The organism is Roseovarius sp. SCSIO 43702, assembly GCF_019599045.1.
Taxonomy (GTDB): Bacteria; Pseudomonadota; Alphaproteobacteria; order Rhodobacterales; family Rhodobacteraceae; genus Roseovarius.
Window position 1 is genome coordinate 1,511,355 of the sequence record NZ_CP080623.1, and the last position, 16,267, is coordinate 1,527,621.

The following is a 16,267-nucleotide window of genomic DNA, read 5'->3' on the forward strand; positions in this document are numbered from 1 at the left end:
CGATGCCTCAAAGCCCGAGCTTCGCGCTCACGATCTGGTTGACGGCCTTGGGGTTGGCGGTGCCGCCGGTGGCCTTCATCACCTGGCCCACGAACCAGCCGGCGAGCTTGGGGTTCTGTTTGGCCTTCTCGACCTGGGCGGGGTTCTCGGCGATGATGCGATCCACGGCTTCTTCGATGGCGCCGGTGTCCGTCACCTGCTTCATGCCGCGATCCTCGACGATCTTGGCGGGCGCATTTCCGGTTTCGATATGGATTTCAAGCACATCCTTGGCGATCTTCGTGCTGATCTCGTCGGCGGCGACCATGGCGAGGATGGCGGCGTTCACCTCCGGCCTGGCGATCTCGGCCGGGCTGATCTCGGCCTTGTTGGCGCGGCCCAGAACCTCGTTGATGACCCAGTTCGCGGTCTTCTTGCCATCGCCGCCACCCACCGAGGCCTCGAAGTAGTCGGCAAGGTCGCGGTCGGCGGTCAGGACCGAGGCATCGTATTCGGTGACGCCGAAATCCTTGACGAAACGGGCCTTCTTCTCGTCGGGCAGTTCGGGGAGGGAGGCCCGGATGCCATCGACCCAGTCCGGCTCGATCTCGAGCGGGAGGAGGTCGGGATCGGGGAAGTAGCGGTAGTCATGCGCCTCTTCCTTCGAGCGCATCGAGCGCGTCTCGCCGCGGTCGGGGTCGTAGAGGCGGGTTTCCTGCACCACCTCGCCGCCGCCCTCGAGGATGCCGATCTGGCGACGCGCTTCGAAATCAATGGCTTGCTGGATGAACCTCATGGAGTTCATGTTCTTGATCTCGCACCGCGTGCCCAGGTGCGAGAAGTCCTGCGTGTCCTGGTATTTCTCATAGGCGCCGGGGCGGCAGACCGAGACGTTGACGTCGGCGCGCAGGTTGCCGTTCTGCATGTTGCCGTCGCAGGTGCCCAGGTAGCGCAGGATCTGGCGCAGCTTGGTGACATAGGCCGCCGCCTCCTCGGGGCCGCGGATGTCGGGGCGCGAGACGATTTCCATCAGGCAGACGCCCGTGCGGTTGAGATCGACGAAGGACATGGCCGGGTCCATGTCGTGAATCGATTTGCCGGCGTCCTGCTCCATGTGGATGCGCTCGATGCGCACGCGGCGGGCGATGCCGGGCTCCATGTCCACGAGGATTTCGCCCTCGCCCACGATGGGGTGGTAGAGCTGTGAAATCTGGTAGCCCTGCGGCAGGTCGGGGTAGAAATAGTTCTTGCGGTCGAAGGCGGAGCGGAGGTTGATCTCGGCCTTGAGGCCCAGCCCGGTGCGCACCGTCTGTTCGACGCAGAATTCGTTGATGACCGGCAGCATTCCGGGCATGGCCGCGTCCACGAAGCTCACGTTCGAGTTGGGCTCGGCGCCGAATTCGGTCGAAGCGCCCGAGAAGAGCTTGGCGGCGCTTGCGACCTGGGCATGGACCTCCATGCCGATCACCAGTTCCCAGTCGTGTTTCGCGCCGGAAATCACCTTGGGTTTCGGCGGCTCAAAGGTCAGGTCAAGCATGAAGGCATCCCGCAATCGACTAACGCCTGTGTTCTAGTGGAGCGCGCGGGGCGGGGCAAGGTCAGGTGGACATCCGGGGAAGCCGAGACATGCCGGCGGCCGAGAGGGCGATGGCCGGTGGAGCGCCTGCGTCCAGACAAGCGGGTGCAGCTCGCGCAGGTGATGGGCCAGCACCCTTTCCAGCAGGCGGTGCAGATCGGCCCGGATGGCCGTGGGCGCGCGGTCATGGCGGATTGTCGCCGGGGGCGCGGCGGCGGCAGGCGGAGGCCCGCGCAGCGGGAGATTGCCTTTGGCCGCGTTTCGAGGAATCATCGCGCGATGATCCGGCTGCCACTGTTCCTTGTCCTGTGCCTGGGCCTTCTGCCCGTCCTGCCGCCGCCGGCGGCGGCGGAGATCACCATGCGTGCCGCCGGGCTCGAGACATCGTTGCGGCCGGTCGCGCGGCCGGTGAGCCTTCCCCGGATGCGCTGGGCGAAGAAGCGGGAGGCGACGCTCTGGACCCACAGCGCGATGGCCGCGCTCGGGGCGCATGGCGCGCCGCTGGTTCGCACCGTGCCGCAGGATATCGACAGCTGGTGCCCGGCCTATCGCGGCGCGGATGCGCGGGTGCGCAAGGCGTTCTGGGTGGGGCTTCTGTCGGCGCTGGCCAAGCACGAGAGCACCTATCGCGCCGACGCGGTGGGCGGCGGGGGCCGGTGGTTCGGCCTGTTGCAGATCCTCCCGGCGACGGCGCGCAGCTATGGCTGTGCCGCGCGGACGGGGCGGGAGCTCACGCATGGACCCGCGAACCTCGCCTGCGCGATCCGCATCATGGCCCGGACGGTGCCGCGCGATCGCGCGATCGCGGTGCATTCGGGACGCTGGCGCGGGGTGGCGGCGGATTGGGGGCCGATGACCTCGAAGGAGAAGCGGCGCGACATGAAGGCGTGGCTGCGCAGCCAGCCCTACTGTCAGGGGTTGGGACAGGTGCGGCCGCAGGCGCGGCCCGACAGCGCCTGGCCCGTCACCGTGGTGCAGGCCGGGACGGAATAGGCCGCAACGCCCGGCGTCAGGCGCGGGCGCCGAGGATGCGCGTGACCATCTCGGTCGTGTCGCGGCTGAGATTCGGCAGGTCGAGGATGCGCTCCAGTTGCGCCTCGATGAGTGCCTGGCGGTTCTCGTCGAAGCGCCGCCATGTCTCGAAGGCCGCGCACATCCGCGCGGTGGTCTGCGGGTTGAGCGGGTCGAGGCGCATCAGCCAGTCTGCCAAGAGCCGGTAGCCCGCCCCGTCGGCGCGGTGGAACCCCGCCTGCGACATGGTGAGCGCGCCCAGCACGGACCGGAAGCGGTTGGGGTTCTTCAGGGTGAAGTCCGGGTGGTCGGTCAGCCGGGCGGCCACGTCGGGCGTGTCGGCCGGATCGGCGTTGAGGATCTGCAGGGAAAACCACTTGTCGAGGACGAGCCGGTCGTGGCGCCACTGGTCGTAGAAGGCCGAGACCGCCGCGTCGCCACGGCCGGCGCGGATGAGGTTGCCGAGCGCGGCCAGTTGCTGCGTCATGTTGTCGGCGGCGTCGTATTGCGCCTGCGCCTGCGTGCCGCCGTCCTGCCGGGTGATCATCGCGAGCGCGGCGTTGGTGAGGGCGCGCGCACCGGACTGGACCGCGTCGGGGCGGTAGGGTCCGGTGACCTGGTGGCGGTCGTAGAGGGTGCGGGCGGTGGTCTCCATCGCGCTGGCCCGCGCGTCGCGCAGCGCTTCCAGCGCCTGCCAGATGGCGAGGGGGTCGGGGGTGTGGCCGGCGTCGTGGAGCGCCTGGGCCAGGTCCTCCTCGGAGGGAAGGCCCAGGGCAAGCGCGCGAAAGGCCGGATCGAGGCTTTCGTCCCGAGCCATGGTTTCGACCGCGTCGAGGTAGAGCGGGTCGGGCGCGGCCCCCTCGCGCAGCGTGGCGAGCAGCCCGTCCCGCGCCAGCGCGCGCCCGGCTTCCCACTTGTTGAACGGGTCGGTGTCGTGGGCCAGCAGGAAGGCGCGTTCGCGGTTCGTCGTCTCGCGGTTCAGGATCACGGGGGCGGAGAAGCCGCGCAGGATCGACGGGACGGGGCGCGAGGAGAGCCCTTCGAAGGTGAAGCTCTGCCGTGTCTCGGTCATCTCGAGCACCGTGGTCTCGCGCACCTCGTCGCCGTTCTCGTTGAGCAACCCCACCGCGATCGGAATGACGCGCGGGGGCTTTTCGTCCTGCCCCGGCGTGGGCGGCGTGTCCTGTTCGAAAGTGAGGGTATAGGTGCCGCCCGCGGGCTCGCCCGGTGCGGCGGTGTCCCGGCCCGGTGTCCAGGTTTCCGTGACGGTCAGCCGGGGGGTGCCGGCGTCGGTATACCAGCGCTTGAATTGCGAGAGGTCGCGGCCCGTCGCATCCTCGAACACCTTGAGCCAATCCTCGATCGTGCAGGCCTGTCCGTCGTGACGGTCGAAATAGAGGTCGAGCGCCTTGTAATAGGCATCGTCGCCCACGAGGGTCTTGAGCATTCCGATCAGCTCGGCGCCCTTTTCGTAGACGGTCGCGGTGTAGAAATTGTTGATCTCGACGAAGGAGGCGGGCCGCACCGGGTGCGCGAGCGGGCCGTTATCCTCGCGGAACTGGCGGGCGCGGAGGGCGATCACGTCCTCGATCCGCTTGACGGGTGCGCTGCGCATGTCGGCGGTGAACTGCGCGTCGCGGAAGACGGTGAGCCCTTCCTTGAGGCAAAGCTGGAACCAGTCGCGGCAGGTGATGCGGTTGCCGGTCCAGTTGTGGAAATACTCGTGCGCAATGATCGCCTCGATCCGTTCGAAATTGGAATCGGTCGAGGTCTCGGGCGAGGCCAAGACACAGGACGAGTTGAAGATGTTCAACCCCTTGTTTTCCATCGCGCCCATGTTGAAGTCATCCACGGCCACGATGTTGAATATGTCCAGGTCATATTCGCGGCCATAGACGTTTTCGTCCCATTGCATCGACCGCTTCAGCGCCTCCATCCCGAAGGCGCACTTGTCCTCGTCGCCGGGGCGCACCCAGATGTTGAGCTCGACCTCGCGGCCCGATTTCGTGGTGAAGCTGTCGGCGTGGTTCACCAGGTCGCCCGCGACGAGCGCGAAGAGATAGGCGGGCTTGGGCCAGGGATCGTGCCATTCGGCCCAGCCATCGCCCGACCCGGCGGGGTTGCCGTTCGACAGCTTCACGGGCTCGGGCCCCTCGATGCGGACGGTGAAGACCGACATGACATCGGGGCGGTCGGGATAGTAGGTGATCTTGCGGAAGCCCTCGGCCTCGCATTGCGTGCAATACATGCCGTTCGAGAGATAGAGACCTTCGAGCGCGGTATTCGCGGCGGGGTCGATTTCGACCTCGGCCTCCCACACGAAGGGCGCGTCGGGCACCTCGCAGGTGAGGCCGGTGTCGGTGAGCGTGGGGGTCACAGGCGCACCGTCGATGCGCGCCCAGACGAGATCGAGTCCTTCACCGTCGAGCGTGAAGGGTCCCGGCGGCGCGTCGGGATCGGGCCGGAAGGCGATCCGGCTTGTCACGCGGGTGGCCGAGGGCGAGAGGCGGAAGGTCAGATGCACGCTGTCGACGATGTAGGGGAAGGGGGCGTAATCCGTCAGATAGATCGTCGCGGGCGCGGCATCTTTCATCTTGTCGATCTCCGGTTTCGGAACAAATGGGACGGTGAAACGTTAGTGCGCCGAGTTGAGGGCCGCAATGCCCCGCGAGGCCGCGGCACCGGGACAGCAAATGAATGGAGAGATGCGATGTCAGCACCCGATACCAACGTCAAGAAGCAGGAAAAACGGCACAAGGGGCCACTGGCCGGGATGTTGGCGGTTGTCATCTTCGCGGGCGTCCTCCTGATCGCCCTCGGTGCCTATATCGTCTACCAGGGCAACGAGCCGCGTGACGCCGAGGAGGCGGATATTCCCGCGCCGGTGGTGGACGAGCTTTCCGATACGGATGGCGGCTGAGCGCGGGCTGTCGCGTGAGAGCCGCAAGGAACAAGGGCGCACCGGGCGGAAGCTCGGGCGCCTTTTCGCGCCGTGCCGCCCGGCCGTGTGAGAGCGGGTTGCCGCGATGAGCCGGATGCGGCGCAAGGGAGACCTTCCGCAGAAGCCCTGCGCCATGTGCGGGCGGCCTTTCGCATGGCGCCGGAAATGGGCGAGGGTCTGGGACGAGGTGCGCCATTGCAGCGAGCGGTGCCGGCGCGCCGCCAAAAGAGGCGGCCACAGTGCATGAGAGCACAACGGCCTGATCGCAGCGGCCGCTTTTCACCGTGGACGCGCGCGTTTATGTAGGGGAGGAGACCGTTTCCGAAGGATCTGCGCCGCTCATGACCGACCATCGCCCCGTCATAGGTGTCATCTGCAACCATTACCTGGTCGACGACCGCTACCCGGTTCATGCGGGCGGGACGATGAATTCGGCCGCGATCGCCGAGGCGGCGGGGTGCATGCCCCTGCTGGTTCCGACCGACCCGCGATTCGTGACGGTCGGTGAACTTCTCGATCGCTGTGACGGGTTCCTTCTGACCGGGGGGCGGCCCAACGTCCACCCGAGCGAGTATGGCGAGGAGCCGACCGAGGCGCATGGCGCCTTCGACCAGGCGCGCGATGCGATCGCGCTGCCGCTGGTGCGGGCCTGTGTGGAGCGGGGACAGCCGATCCTGGGGCTCTGCCGGGGCTTCCAGGAGATGAACGTCGCGCTGGGCGGAAGCCTGCACCCGGAAATCCGCGATCTGCCGGGCCGCGACAATCACCGGATGCCGCCCGATGGCACGCTCGAGGAGCAGTTCGCGCTGCGCCACATGGTGACGTTCACGGAGGGTGGCGTCTTTCATCGGTTGCTGGGCGCGCGCGAGGTGATGACCAACACGCTGCACGGGCAGGGCATCGTGCGGGCGGGCAAGCGGGTGGTGATCGACGGACACGCCCCCGACGGGACGCCCGAGGCGATCTACGTGAAGGATGCGCCCGGTTTCGCGCTGGGGGTCCAGTGGCATCCCGAGTGGAAGGCGGCGACGGACCCGGTGTCGCGGCCGCTTTTCGATGCCTTCGGGGAGGCGGCGCGCGCATGGAGCGCCGGGATGCGCGGCGAGGGCGCGCGGCGGAGCGCCTGACGGTCAGGCGGCGCGCGCGGTCCGCAGGGCGTGGGCCGCGGTCGCGGCGGGGGCCGGTGCGACGAGAAGCTGCGTCTCGTGCTTCTTGAGACAGCGCCGCGCGGTGGGGCCATGCGCGCCGGGATCGCTGCGCAGGGCCGGGAAACGGTCGAAGAGCGCGGCGCGCGCCGTCTCGGAAAGGGCCGACATGCCGCCGGGGCCCGCGTGAAAGCTCTCGGTCGCGGCGCCTTCGGCATAGATGACCTCGTGCCGGTCGAGCATCAGGTGGATGTAGGTGACGGCGGCGCAGGGGGCGGGACGGATGGCGTCGCCCTCCACGAGGTGCAGCGCGGAGGCCAGCACCTCGGCCTCGCCGAAAAGAAGCTCGGTCTGCCAGCCGCCGAGAAGGACGCGGTGCTGGGGCGAGACGAGCAGCGGGCGGCGCGCGCCGGGCAGGGCGCCGGCCTCGAGGCGGATCGGGGCGAAACGGCCTTCGCCGCGCACCGTGCTTGTCCCGATCCAGCGCAGCGGACAGATGCCGTGGTCGCGCGTGACGATCCCGTCGCCGGGGCGCAGCGTCTCGATCGGGCGGTCACCGCGATCGGTCAGGATGAGCGTGCCGGGGGTGAAGCAGATGATGTTCTCGATCTCGGTGAAGTTGACGACCGTGCCGTCGGCCATGGTGAAGCTGCCCGAGAGCCCGCCCGCCGTATCGTCGGTGTTCGAGAAGGTGATGTCGCCATAGGTGACGTCGGGGGTGAGGACGAGCGTGTCGCCCGCCGTCTCGTCGCCCTCGCCGCCGGTGATGCTGATGGCCGAACTGCCGGGCTCGCCCAGGTCGGTGAGGTAGAAGGTGTCGTCGCCGTCGCCGCCGAGCGCCGTATCGCCCTGGGCCACGTGGATGGCATCGTTGCCCGCGCCACCCTCGAGCGTGTCCGCGCCGGTGCCGCCGAAGAGCGTGTCGTCACCGCCTTCGCCGTAGATCGCGTCATTGCCCGCGCCGCCCAGCAGGCGGTCGTCGCCATCGGGCGGCACCACGGTGTCGAAATGGATGTCGCTGACATTGATGGCCTGGGTGCCGTTCAGGCCGTTGGAATAGGAGATGTCGATGCGCGCGACGGGACCGGCGATCTCGATCAGGACCGACCCGGCTTCGTCATTGTTGCCGGTCGCCACGTTGCCCGAGGTGATGGTGTTGCCGGAGACGGTCTGGGTGCCGCCCGGCGTGATGGTGACGGCGACGGCGTTTCCGTCGGCGTCGAAGGCGTTGACGGTGACGATGTCGCGGTGATTGCCGCTGCCCCAGTCGACGTCCGAAAGGCGGAACGAGACGTTCTGCACCTCGTCCGACATGGCGCTGCCCGACCGCGCCGCGAAGTCGATGCGCGTGGTCGAGGAGGCCCCGTCGCCATTGGCATAGAGCCGCAATGCCGAGTTGCGGTCGAAGGGTTCGCCCGTGTCGGCCCAGATCGTCGCGGTGTCGATCTCGAAGGTGGGGTTGTTGTTGCCGTTGTCGGTGAAGCCGACGGTCACGTCCATTTCGCCGGTCGAGAAGGTGAAGCCGCCCGAGAGGTCTTCGCCATCCGCGCCTAGGGTTTCCCAGGTGAGCGCCTCGGCAACCGATGTGGCGCCGTTGCTGTCGCCGTGGATCACGTCGCTGCCGCCGCCCGCGACGACCGTGTCGTTCCCGCCGCCCGCCGTGACGGTATCCGCGCCCGCGCCGCTTGCGATCGAATCGTCGCCCGCTCCGCTTCTTATGTCGTCATTGGCGTCGGGACTGCCGATCTGGTCGCCGTCGCTGTCGGTGTAGCTGCCGTCGATGACGTCGTCGCCGGTGGTTCCCCCGACGATGCCGTCGGCATCGCTGTGGGAGGTGGGAGGAAGGGTCTGGACCGCGCCGCCGCTCGGAGTGCCGAACGGAGCATTGTCCGGCACGAAGTAGACATTGCCGTTCGTCGCCTCGTAATAGGTGCCCGGCTGATTGTTGACCGGGAAGGTGAAGCCCCAGATCGTCGTCGTGTAGTTGTATTGGCCGGCGCCGAGATCCTCCTGGATGAGGAAATCGGTCAGGCTCATCACGATCGTGTCCGAGACATCGAGCGTGCCGTTTCCGAGCTGGACGAGATATCCCTGGGGCATGGGGCCTTCCGGTGACTGTTTCCAAAGTGGATACAGAGCGTCCAAGGCTGATTTTCGATGAGATTTCGACAAATTCGCGACGACTGCGGCGGGATTGCGGCGTCGGGGCTGGTGCCGGGCGGTGTTTTCCGGCACGGGAAACGGGATGGAGACCGTGTCATTCTCCGCATCGCCGAAGGAGGCCGCGCATGACAAAATGGATCGACCTGCCGCCCGTCTGGCTGGCCGCCTTCGCCGCGCTGGCCTGGATGCAGGCGCGGTATTTCGATTTCGGGCTGGATTTCGGCGGGGCGTGGGCCGACCTGGCGGGCGGGATCCTGGTGGGCGGTGGGCTCCTGCTCATCGCGCTGGCGATCGTGGAGTTTCGCCGCGCCCGCACCACCGTCATGCCCCATGCCGAGGCCGAACGCCTGATCCGGTCGGGCATATTCAAGCGTTCGCGCAACCCGATCTACCTGGGCGACGTGATGATCCTCGCGGGGCTTGTCCTGCGCTGGGACGCGGTGCTGGCGCTGCCGCTTGTCCCGATCCTGCTCTGGGTGCTGGAGCGGCGGTTCGTCATTCCCGAGGAAAACCGCCTGCGCCGGAAGTTCCGCGCCGATTTCGCCCGGTATTGCCAGACGACGCGACGTTGGATTTGACAGCGGCACATTCTTCATCTCGCATCCGCGGCATGAATATGGAATAACGACGCCCACGCGGAGGATTGCCACGCGCGGAGCGAATGGCGACAGCGAAGGGGGACAGACAGTGAAGATCGGAACACCCAAGGAGGTGATCGAGGGCGAGGCGCGGGTGGCCATGACGCCCGCCTCGGCGCGCGAATTGCAGAAGCTGGGCCACGAATGCCTGATCGAGGCGGGGGCGGGCGCGCAGGCCGGCTTTTCGGATGCCGACTACAAGGCGGCCGGCGTCGAGGTGATGAAGAGCGCCGCCGCGCTGTGGAAGGCTGCCGACGTGGTGGCCAAGGTGCGCGTGCCGACCGACACCGAGCTGAAGCGGCTCAGGAAGGGGCAGACGCTCATCTCGTTCTTCAACCCCTCGGGCAATGACGCGCAGATGGAGGCCGCCGCCGAGAAGGGCGCCACGGTCATCGCCATGGAGATGGTGCCGCGCATCAGCCGCGCGCAGAAGATGGACGCGCTGTCGTCCATGGCCAATATCGCGGGTTATCGCGCCGTCATCGAGGCGGCGAGCAACTTCCCGCGCCTGATGACCGGCCAGGTGACCGCCGCGGGCAAGGTGCCGCCGGCGAAGGTTCTGGTGGTGGGGGCGGGCGTGGCCGGGCTGGCCGCGATCGGGGCCTCGACGAGCCTCGGCGCGATCACCTATGCCTTCGACGTGCGCCCGGAAGTGGCCGAGCAGATCGAGAGCATGGGCGCCGAGTTCGTGTTCCTCGAGTTCGACGAGGAGGACGCGCAGGACGGGGCCGCGACGGGCGGCTATGCCGCGCCGTCCTCCCCTGAGTTCCGCGAGGCGCAGCTTGCCAAGTTCCGCGAGCTGGCGCCCGAGATGGACATCGTGATCACCACCGCGCTGATCCCCGGCCGCGATGCGCCGGTCCTCTGGACCGCCGACATGGTCGAGGCGATGAAGCCCGGAAGCGTCATCGTGGACCTGGCCGCCGAGCGGGGCGGCAACTGCGAATTGACCGAGCCCGACGAGAAGATCGTCACCAAGAACGGTGTGACCATCGTGGGCTACACCGACTTCCCGAGCCGCATGGCGGCGCAATCCTCGACCCTCTACGCCACGAACATACGGCACATGCTGACCGATCTGACACCGGCGAAGGATGGCAAGATCGCGCATGACATGGAGGATGACGTGATCCGCGGCGCGACCGTCACGCATGGCGGAGAGATCACGTGGCCGCCGCCACCGCCCAAGGTGCAGGCCATCGCCGCGAAGCCCAAGGCGCAGCCGCCGCGCGAGCTCACTGCAGACGAGCGGCGGGCGCAGGAGGTGGCCGCGTTCAAGGAGCAGACGAAGCGCCAGGTGACGCTCATCGGTGTCGGCGCGGTGCTTCTGCTGGCGGTTGGCCTCGTGGCCCCGGCGAGCTTCATGCAGCATTTCATCGTCTTCGTGCTCGCGGTCTTCGTGGGCTTCCAGGTGATCTGGGGCGTGAGCCACAGCCTGCACACGCCGCTCATGGCGGTGACGAACGCGATCTCGTCGATCATCATCCTGGGCGCGCTCATGCAGATGGGATCGGGGTCGTTTCTCGTGATCCTGCTGGCGGCGCTGAGTGTCTTCATGGCCGGGATCAACATCTTCGGCGGCTTCCTCGTCACGCGGCGCATGCTCGCCATGTTCCAGAAATCCTGAAGGGGGCTGCGTCATGGATTACGGATTCACCACGGCGGCCTATGTGGTCGCGGCTGTTCTCTTCATCCTCTCGCTGGGGGGCCTCTCGGGGCAGGAAAGCGCGAAACGCGCGGTCTGGTACGGGATCGCGGGCATGGCGCTGGCCGTGCTGGCAACGCTCATCGGGCCGGGGTCGGGGCTGTGGCTGCTGTCGCTGCTGCTGATCGCGGGCGGTGGCGTGATCGGCTACCAGCTTGCGACCCGCGTGGGCATGACGCAGATGCCCGAGCTTGTGGCGGGGATGCACGCGCTGGTGGGCCTCGCCGCCGTCTTCGTGGGCTTCAACGCGCATTTCGAGATCGGCAACGCTGCCCGCGCGGTGGCGGAAGGCCCGGTGGCCGTGGCCGAGCTTGGCGCCTTCGCAACGCTCGTGGCCAAGAAAACGGCGGTCGAGATCAATATCCTGCGGGTCGAGCTGTTCCTCGGCATCCTGATCGGAGCGATCACCTTCACCGGGTCGGTCATCGCCTATGGCAAGCTTGCCGGGCGCGTGTCGTCGGCGGCGAAGAAGCTGCCGGGGGGCCATGCGCTCAACGCCGCGGCGGGTGTCGTGGCGGTGCTCTGCCTCTTCTGGTACCTGGGCTCGGGCGGGTTCCTGCCCTTGTTCCTGATGACGCTGGCCGCGCTTTTCGTGGGCTATCACCTGATCATGGGCATCGGCGGCGCGGACATGCCGGTCGTGGTCTCGATGCTCAACAGCTATTCCGGCTGGGCGGCGGCGGCGATCGGGTTCAGCCTCGGCAATGACCTCCTGATCGTGGTGGGCGCACTCGTGGGCTCTTCGGGTGCGATCCTGAGCTACATCATGTGCAAGGCGATGAACCGGCATTTCGTGAGCGTGATCCTCGGTGGCTTCGGCGGTCCGGGCGGCGAGCAGATGGCCGTCGAAGGCGAGCAGGTGGCGATCGAGGTCGACGGCGTGGCCGCCGCGCTGAACGAGGCCGACAGCGTGATCATCGTTCCCGGCTACGGCATGGCCGTGGCGCAGGCGCAGCAGGCGGTGAGCGAGTTGACCAGCAAGCTGCGCGCCAAGGGCAAGAAGGTACGGTTCGCGATTCATCCCGTGGCAGGCCGGCTTCCGGGGCATATGAACGTGCTTCTGGCCGAGGCGAAGGTGCCTTACGACATCGTGCTCGAGATGGACGAGATCAACGACGATTTCCCCGCGACCGACGTGGCGATCGTCATCGGCTCGAACGACATCGTGAACCCCGCCGCGCAGGACGACCCGAACAGCCCGATCGCCGGGATGCCGGTGCTCGAGGTGTGGAAGGCGAAACAGGTCTTCGTCAGCAAGCGCGGGCAGGGCACCGGGTATTCCGGCATCGAGAACCCGCTCTTCTACAAGGAGAACACGCGGATGTTCTACGGCGATGCGAAGGAGAGCGTGACGAAGCTGCTGGCGTTGATCGAGTGAGGTGAGGCGCGCGGCTTCGCGGCACTCATGCGCGCCGGTCGAGCCGGTCGCGCAGCCCGTCGCCCAGGTAGGTCACGCAAAGCACGGTGAGCGAGATCATCGCGCCGGGCCAGATCACCTGCGCGGGCCGGTCGGCGAGCTGTGCGGCGCCGTCGGCCAGCATCCGGCCCCAGCTTGCCGTGTCGGGCGGGAAGCCCACGCCGAGGAAGCTGAGCGCGCTTTCGGTGACGATGGCATTGGCCACGCCGAGTGCGCCGGAGACGAGGATCGCCGAGGCGCAATGCGGCAGGATGTGGCGCAGGACGAGCGCGCCGCGCGTGGCCCCGCCCGCGATCGCCGCGGTGATGAAGTCGCGCTGCATCAGCCCCAGCACGAGCGCGCGCACGACGCGGGCGGTGGGCATCCAGCTTGTCGCGCCGATGGCGACGACGATCAGCAGGAAAAGCCCCGAGACATCGCCCAGCCCCCGCGTGAGCGCGTCGCGGAAGAGCATGACCGCCACCAGCAGCAGCGGCAGGACCGGGAGCGACAGGAAGAGGTCGGTGAGGCGCATGAGCCAGCCGTCGAGCGCGCGCCAGAGGCCGGCCAGGCCCCCTATCGCCGTGCCGAGCGCCACCGAGAGCGCCATCGCCGCGAGCCCCACCGAGAGCGTCAGCCTGCCGCCCGCCATGAGCCGCGCGAGCATGTCCCGGCCCAGCCGGTCGGTGCCGAGCGGATGGGCCGCGCCGGGGGGCGCGTTGCGGGCGGTGAGGTCCATCGCCTCGGGCGGGACGGGCCAGACGAGCGGGCCCAGCGCCACGCCGAGGATGAGCGCGAGGAGCGTTCCCCCCGGCAGCCAGAGTGCAAGCGGCGCGCGGCGCCTCATGGCCGCACCCGCGGGTCGAGCCAGCCGTGCAGCAGGTCGGCCAGAATGTTGAAGAGGACGATCAGCGCGGCCATGAGGAAGGTCACGGTGCGCACAACCGGCCAGTCGGCGGCCTGGAGCGCCGAGATGAGAAGCTGCCCGATGCCGTTCACCCGGAAGATCTGTTCGGTGATGACGGCGCCGCCGAAGACCTGCGGCAGACCCAGCGCCGCGATGGTGACGACCGGCACGAGCGCGTTGCGCGCGGCGTGGGCGGTGAGGACCGTGACCTCGGGCAGGCCGCGGGCGCGGGCCGCCTGCACGTAGAGCGCGCCCATCTCGTCGAGCATCGCCGCGCGCATGTAGCGCGCGAGAAGCGCCGTCGTCTGGAGCGACAGGACCGCGACCGGGAGCACCATCTGCCATATCTGCGTCCCGAGGGAGCGAAGCCCCGTCACCTGGTGCGTGGTGTCGTAGACGGACGGGAACCAGCCCAGCCAGACCGCGAAGACGAGGATGAGCAGGAGACCCGAGAAGAAGGGCGGGATCGCGTAGCCCAGCATCATCGCGCCGGTGCCCAGATGATCGAGGAGCGAGTATTGCCGCCAGGCCGAGACCGCCCCGATGGGCAGCGCGAGCGCGAGGCCGACCGCGTAGGCAAGGCCCACCATCCAGAGGGTCTGGGGCAGGCGCTCGGCCACGATCTCCATCACCGGAGCCCGCGACTGCCACGACAGGATGCGCGGCGCGTCGCCGGCGAGGTCGGTCCCGAAAGCCGCGTCGAGCGCGATGCGCGGCTCGACCCAGAGAAGCTGTTTCAGCCAGAGAAGAAAGCGCAGCGACGGCGGATCGCCAAGGCCCAGCGCCGCGCGCATCTCGGCGCGCACGGCATCCGAGACGGTGAGCGGCACCTGCGCCATGGGATCGCCCGGCGCCGCTTCGAGAAGCGCGAAGATGACGAGCGCGATCACCAGGAGCGTGGGGATCGCGAGGAGAAGCCGCCGGATCACGAAGCGTGTCATTCGGGGGGCAGGCGGTGCCAGTCGGCGATGTTCCAGAGCTCTCCGTCCCAGGCGTTCATCACGACGCCGCCCAGATCGCGCGCATGGGCCGAGACGCGGCCGCGATCCACGAGCGGGATCACCACCCGGTTCATCACCAGCATGTCGTTCATGCGCCGCACCAGCGCGGCACGCGCCTCGAGCCCCGCCGTCTGCGACAGCTCGGCCGCCAGCGCGTCATAGCCGGGATCGCACCAGCGGCTCACGTTGGCGCCTTGCCAGCCGTTCGCGGGGGTGGGCGCGGCGTCACAGGTCCAGCCCTCGAGATAGGCTTCGGGATCGGTGCCGGCGTAGTTGCCCGCGAACATCTGGAGGTCGGCGAAGAACTTTTGGAACGTGTCGGGGCTGCCGGCGTCGCCGCCGAAGAAGACCGAGGGCTCGATGTTGCGCAGTTCGGTCGCGATGCCGATCTGCGCCCACCATTGCTTGAGGATGGCCTGGAAATCCTGGCGCACCGCGTTGGTCGAGGTCTGCAGAAGGAGGCGCAGTTCACGTCCCTCCTTCTCGCGCACGCCGTCGCCGTCGCTGTCGATCCAGCCCGCGGCGTCGAGCGTGGCGCGCGCGGCGTCGAGATCCTGCGTGCGGCACGCGGCATTCGTGTCGGAGGCGTAGAACTCGGGCGCGGGGATGATGTTGCAGGTCACGCGCCCCGTCTCGCCATAGCCCACCGCGACGAGCGCGGCGCGGTCGATTGCAAGGCTCAGCGCATCGCGCACGGCCGGATCGGTCAGGATCGGGTGGGGATGCGCGCGGGTCGCGCGCAGGGGACCGAGCGCCGGGTCGGGATCGGTGAAGTTGACCGCGATCCGCTCGACCAGGGTGCCGAAGGCTACGACCGCCTCACCATGGCCGCGCGCCAGCATTGCCGCGAGGATCTCGGGCGAAAGCTGAAGGTTCCAGGCATAGTCGAACTCTTGCGTCTCGAGCACGCTGCGCGCGGCCTCGACCGCGCTGCCACCGCCCTTGAGGATCACCTCGGCGAAGGCGGGCTTGCCGGGTGTGCGATAGTTGGGGTTCGCCGTGAGCCGCGCCACGTCGCCGGTGCGGAACTCGGCCACCGTGAACGGGCCGGTGCCGATCGGGGCGAAATTGGCCTCGGTGCAGCCCGCCGCCGCGGGGCCGAGGCAATCGGCGAATTGCGCGGCCTGGAGGATGGGGGTCTGGGCGCCGACGAAGGGCGCGTAGGGGAAGGGCTTGGGCGCGTCGAAGGTGATCTCGACCGTGTGATCGTCGAGCGCCTCGACCTTCGCCACGTCGGCGAAGGCGTCACGCTGCGCGCAGCCCGCGCCCTCGGCGGTGCAGTAGCGCCAGGTGAAGACCACGTCGCGCGCCGTGAGAGGGGTGCCGTCGGACCATGTCACGCCCTGTTTCAGCGACCAGGTGATGCGCGTCAGATCGGCGCTGATCCCGCCATTGGTGCGGCTTGGCACGACGCGGGCGAGCCAAGGGACGAGGCGGCCGTTCTCGTCATAGCGCGCGAGCGGTTCGAGGACGGAGGACGCGGCCTCGATGTCCTTGGTGCCGCCGGTGAGATATGGGTTGAGCGTCGAGGGTGCCTGCCAAAAGAGCACCCGCACCGTGCCGTCGCGGCCGCGCGATTCGACCGAAGGGTCCGGCGCCACCTGGGCGCCGGCGGGTGCGGCGAGCGCGAGGGCCCAGACGAGCCCGGCTACCAGTCGGAATCCTGTCACTGTCCTGTCCGCCCTCCCAGAGATTTCCCGGATCGTCCCCCGGTCTTCTCGCCCATATTCGCCGCTTTGACCATGGCGGATTTTGCATCGACCTTGCCCCGCGCGCGTGCGAGTTTGCACCGCGATCCGATCCGT

General features: G+C 68.3%; 13 protein-coding genes. 7 read left to right on the top strand and 6 right to left on the bottom strand.

Annotated elements, in window-relative coordinates; genetic code table 11:
• Positions 1 to 7 precede the first annotated feature (7 nt).
• Positions 8 to 1,516 (bottom strand): Asp-tRNA(Asn)/Glu-tRNA(Gln) amidotransferase subunit GatB, encoded by a 1,509-nt coding sequence (gatB, locus tag K1T73_RS07380; protein ID WP_220603285.1) that lies wholly within the window; start codon positions 1,514 to 1,516, stop codon positions 8 to 10.
• Positions 1,517 to 1,834: 318 nt separating this feature from the next.
• Between gatB and K1T73_RS07385 the strand changes: the two genes are divergently transcribed.
• Entirely contained in the window at positions 1,835 to 2,548 is a 714-nt protein-coding gene (locus tag K1T73_RS07385) for a transglycosylase SLT domain-containing protein (RefSeq protein WP_220603286.1), read from the top strand.
• A gap of 16 nt (positions 2,549 to 2,564) precedes the next feature.
• Here the strand turns inward: K1T73_RS07385 and pepN are convergent, their stop codons facing one another.
• Positions 2,565 to 5,159 carry an aminopeptidase N gene (gene pepN, locus K1T73_RS07390; protein ID WP_220603287.1) on the bottom strand — a complete coding sequence of 865 codons (2,595 nt, stop codon included), beginning with the start codon at positions 5,157 to 5,159 and terminating at the stop codon, positions 2,565 to 2,567.
• 117 nt (positions 5,160 to 5,276) lie between these two features.
• Here pepN and K1T73_RS07395 point away from each other — a divergent pair, with 117 nt between their 5' ends.
• From K1T73_RS07395 to K1T73_RS07405, 3 genes are all read left to right on the top strand, one after another.
• Entirely contained in the window at positions 5,277 to 5,486 is a 210-nt protein-coding gene (locus K1T73_RS07395; RefSeq protein ID WP_220603288.1) for a hypothetical protein, read from the top strand.
• A 115-nt stretch (positions 5,487 to 5,601) separates the two neighbouring features.
• Positions 5,602 to 5,754, top strand: a complete 153-nt coding sequence (locus tag K1T73_RS07400; protein WP_310794413.1) for a DUF2256 domain-containing protein — start codon at positions 5,602 to 5,604, stop codon at positions 5,752 to 5,754.
• A 94-nt stretch (positions 5,755 to 5,848) separates the two neighbouring features.
• Positions 5,849 to 6,634, top strand: coding sequence for a gamma-glutamyl-gamma-aminobutyrate hydrolase family protein (locus K1T73_RS07405; RefSeq protein WP_220603290.1), 786 nt, complete (start codon positions 5,849 to 5,851; stop codon positions 6,632 to 6,634).
• Between the two features lie 3 nt (positions 6,635 to 6,637).
• Here K1T73_RS07405 and K1T73_RS17990 read toward each other — a convergent pair whose 3' ends face one another.
• Positions 6,638 to 8,752 carry a Hint domain-containing protein gene (locus K1T73_RS17990; protein ID WP_220603291.1) on the bottom strand — a complete coding sequence of 705 codons (2,115 nt, stop codon included), beginning with the start codon at positions 8,750 to 8,752 and terminating at the stop codon, positions 6,638 to 6,640.
• Positions 8,753 to 8,940: 188 nt separating this feature from the next.
• Here K1T73_RS17990 and K1T73_RS07415 point away from each other — a divergent pair, with 188 nt between their 5' ends.
• From K1T73_RS07415 to K1T73_RS07425, 3 genes are all read left to right on the top strand, one after another.
• A complete protein-coding gene (locus tag K1T73_RS07415) occupies positions 8,941 to 9,393 on the top strand; it encodes an isoprenylcysteine carboxylmethyltransferase family protein (RefSeq protein ID WP_220603292.1) in 453 nt (150 codons plus the stop codon).
• Between the two features lie 109 nt (positions 9,394 to 9,502).
• The gene (locus K1T73_RS07420; protein WP_220603293.1) at positions 9,503 to 11,080 is read left to right on the top strand and encodes a Re/Si-specific NAD(P)(+) transhydrogenase subunit alpha; all 1,578 of its coding nucleotides are present in this window, start codon (positions 9,503 to 9,505) and stop codon (positions 11,078 to 11,080) included.
• A gap of 13 nt (positions 11,081 to 11,093) precedes the next feature.
• Positions 11,094 to 12,536, top strand: coding sequence for an NAD(P)(+) transhydrogenase (Re/Si-specific) subunit beta (locus tag K1T73_RS07425; protein ID WP_220603294.1), 1,443 nt, complete (start codon positions 11,094 to 11,096; stop codon positions 12,534 to 12,536).
• Between the two features lie 25 nt (positions 12,537 to 12,561).
• Here K1T73_RS07425 and K1T73_RS07430 read toward each other — a convergent pair whose 3' ends face one another.
• The 3 genes from K1T73_RS07430 to K1T73_RS07440 are packed head-to-tail and all read right to left on the bottom strand — an operon-like array spanning position 12,562 to position 16,132.
• Positions 12,562 to 13,401 carry an ABC transporter permease gene (locus tag K1T73_RS07430; RefSeq protein ID WP_220603295.1) on the bottom strand — a complete coding sequence of 280 codons (840 nt, stop codon included), beginning with the start codon at positions 13,399 to 13,401 and terminating at the stop codon, positions 12,562 to 12,564.
• Positions 13,398 to 14,402 carry an ABC transporter permease gene (locus K1T73_RS07435; protein WP_220603296.1) on the bottom strand — a complete coding sequence of 335 codons (1,005 nt, stop codon included), beginning with the start codon at positions 14,400 to 14,402 and terminating at the stop codon, positions 13,398 to 13,400. Before K1T73_RS07435 ends, K1T73_RS07430 begins: the two co-directional genes overlap by 4 nt.
• Positions 14,399 to 16,132 (bottom strand): peptide ABC transporter substrate-binding protein, encoded by a 1,734-nt coding sequence (locus K1T73_RS07440; protein WP_409077734.1) that lies wholly within the window; start codon positions 16,130 to 16,132, stop codon positions 14,399 to 14,401. The genes K1T73_RS07435 and K1T73_RS07440 overlap by 4 nt, the downstream gene beginning before the upstream one ends.
• Between the last annotated feature and the right edge of the window lie 135 nt (positions 16,133 to 16,267).

What these genes read in the sequence shown, in the direction of transcription:
- K1T73_RS17990 (WP_220603291.1), bottom strand. Translation starts at nt 8,752, where the DNA reads ATGCCCCAGGGATATCTCGTCCAGCTCGGAAACGGCACGCTCGATGTC.
- K1T73_RS07430 (WP_220603295.1), bottom strand. Translation starts at nt 13,401, where the DNA reads ATGAGGCGCCGCGCGCCGCTTGCACTCTGGCTGCCGGGGGGAACGCTC.
- K1T73_RS07395 (WP_220603288.1), top strand. Translation starts at nt 5,277, where the DNA reads ATGTCAGCACCCGATACCAACGTCAAGAAGCAGGAAAAACGGCACAAG.
- K1T73_RS07435 (WP_220603296.1), bottom strand. Translation starts at nt 14,402, where the DNA reads ATGACACGCTTCGTGATCCGGCGGCTTCTCCTCGCGATCCCCACGCTC.
- K1T73_RS07425 (WP_220603294.1), top strand. Translation starts at nt 11,094, where the DNA reads ATGGATTACGGATTCACCACGGCGGCCTATGTGGTCGCGGCTGTTCTC.
- K1T73_RS07415 (WP_220603292.1), top strand. Translation starts at nt 8,941, where the DNA reads ATGACAAAATGGATCGACCTGCCGCCCGTCTGGCTGGCCGCCTTCGCC.
- K1T73_RS07385 (WP_220603286.1), top strand. Translation starts at nt 1,835, where the DNA reads ATGATCCGGCTGCCACTGTTCCTTGTCCTGTGCCTGGGCCTTCTGCCC.
- gatB (WP_220603285.1), bottom strand. Translation starts at nt 1,516, where the DNA reads ATGCTTGACCTGACCTTTGAGCCGCCGAAACCCAAGGTGATTTCCGGC.
- K1T73_RS07405 (WP_220603290.1), top strand. Translation starts at nt 5,849, where the DNA reads ATGACCGACCATCGCCCCGTCATAGGTGTCATCTGCAACCATTACCTG.
- K1T73_RS07400 (WP_310794413.1), top strand. Translation starts at nt 5,602, where the DNA reads ATGCGGCGCAAGGGAGACCTTCCGCAGAAGCCCTGCGCCATGTGCGGG.
- pepN (WP_220603287.1), bottom strand. Translation starts at nt 5,159, where the DNA reads ATGAAAGATGCCGCGCCCGCGACGATCTATCTGACGGATTACGCCCCC.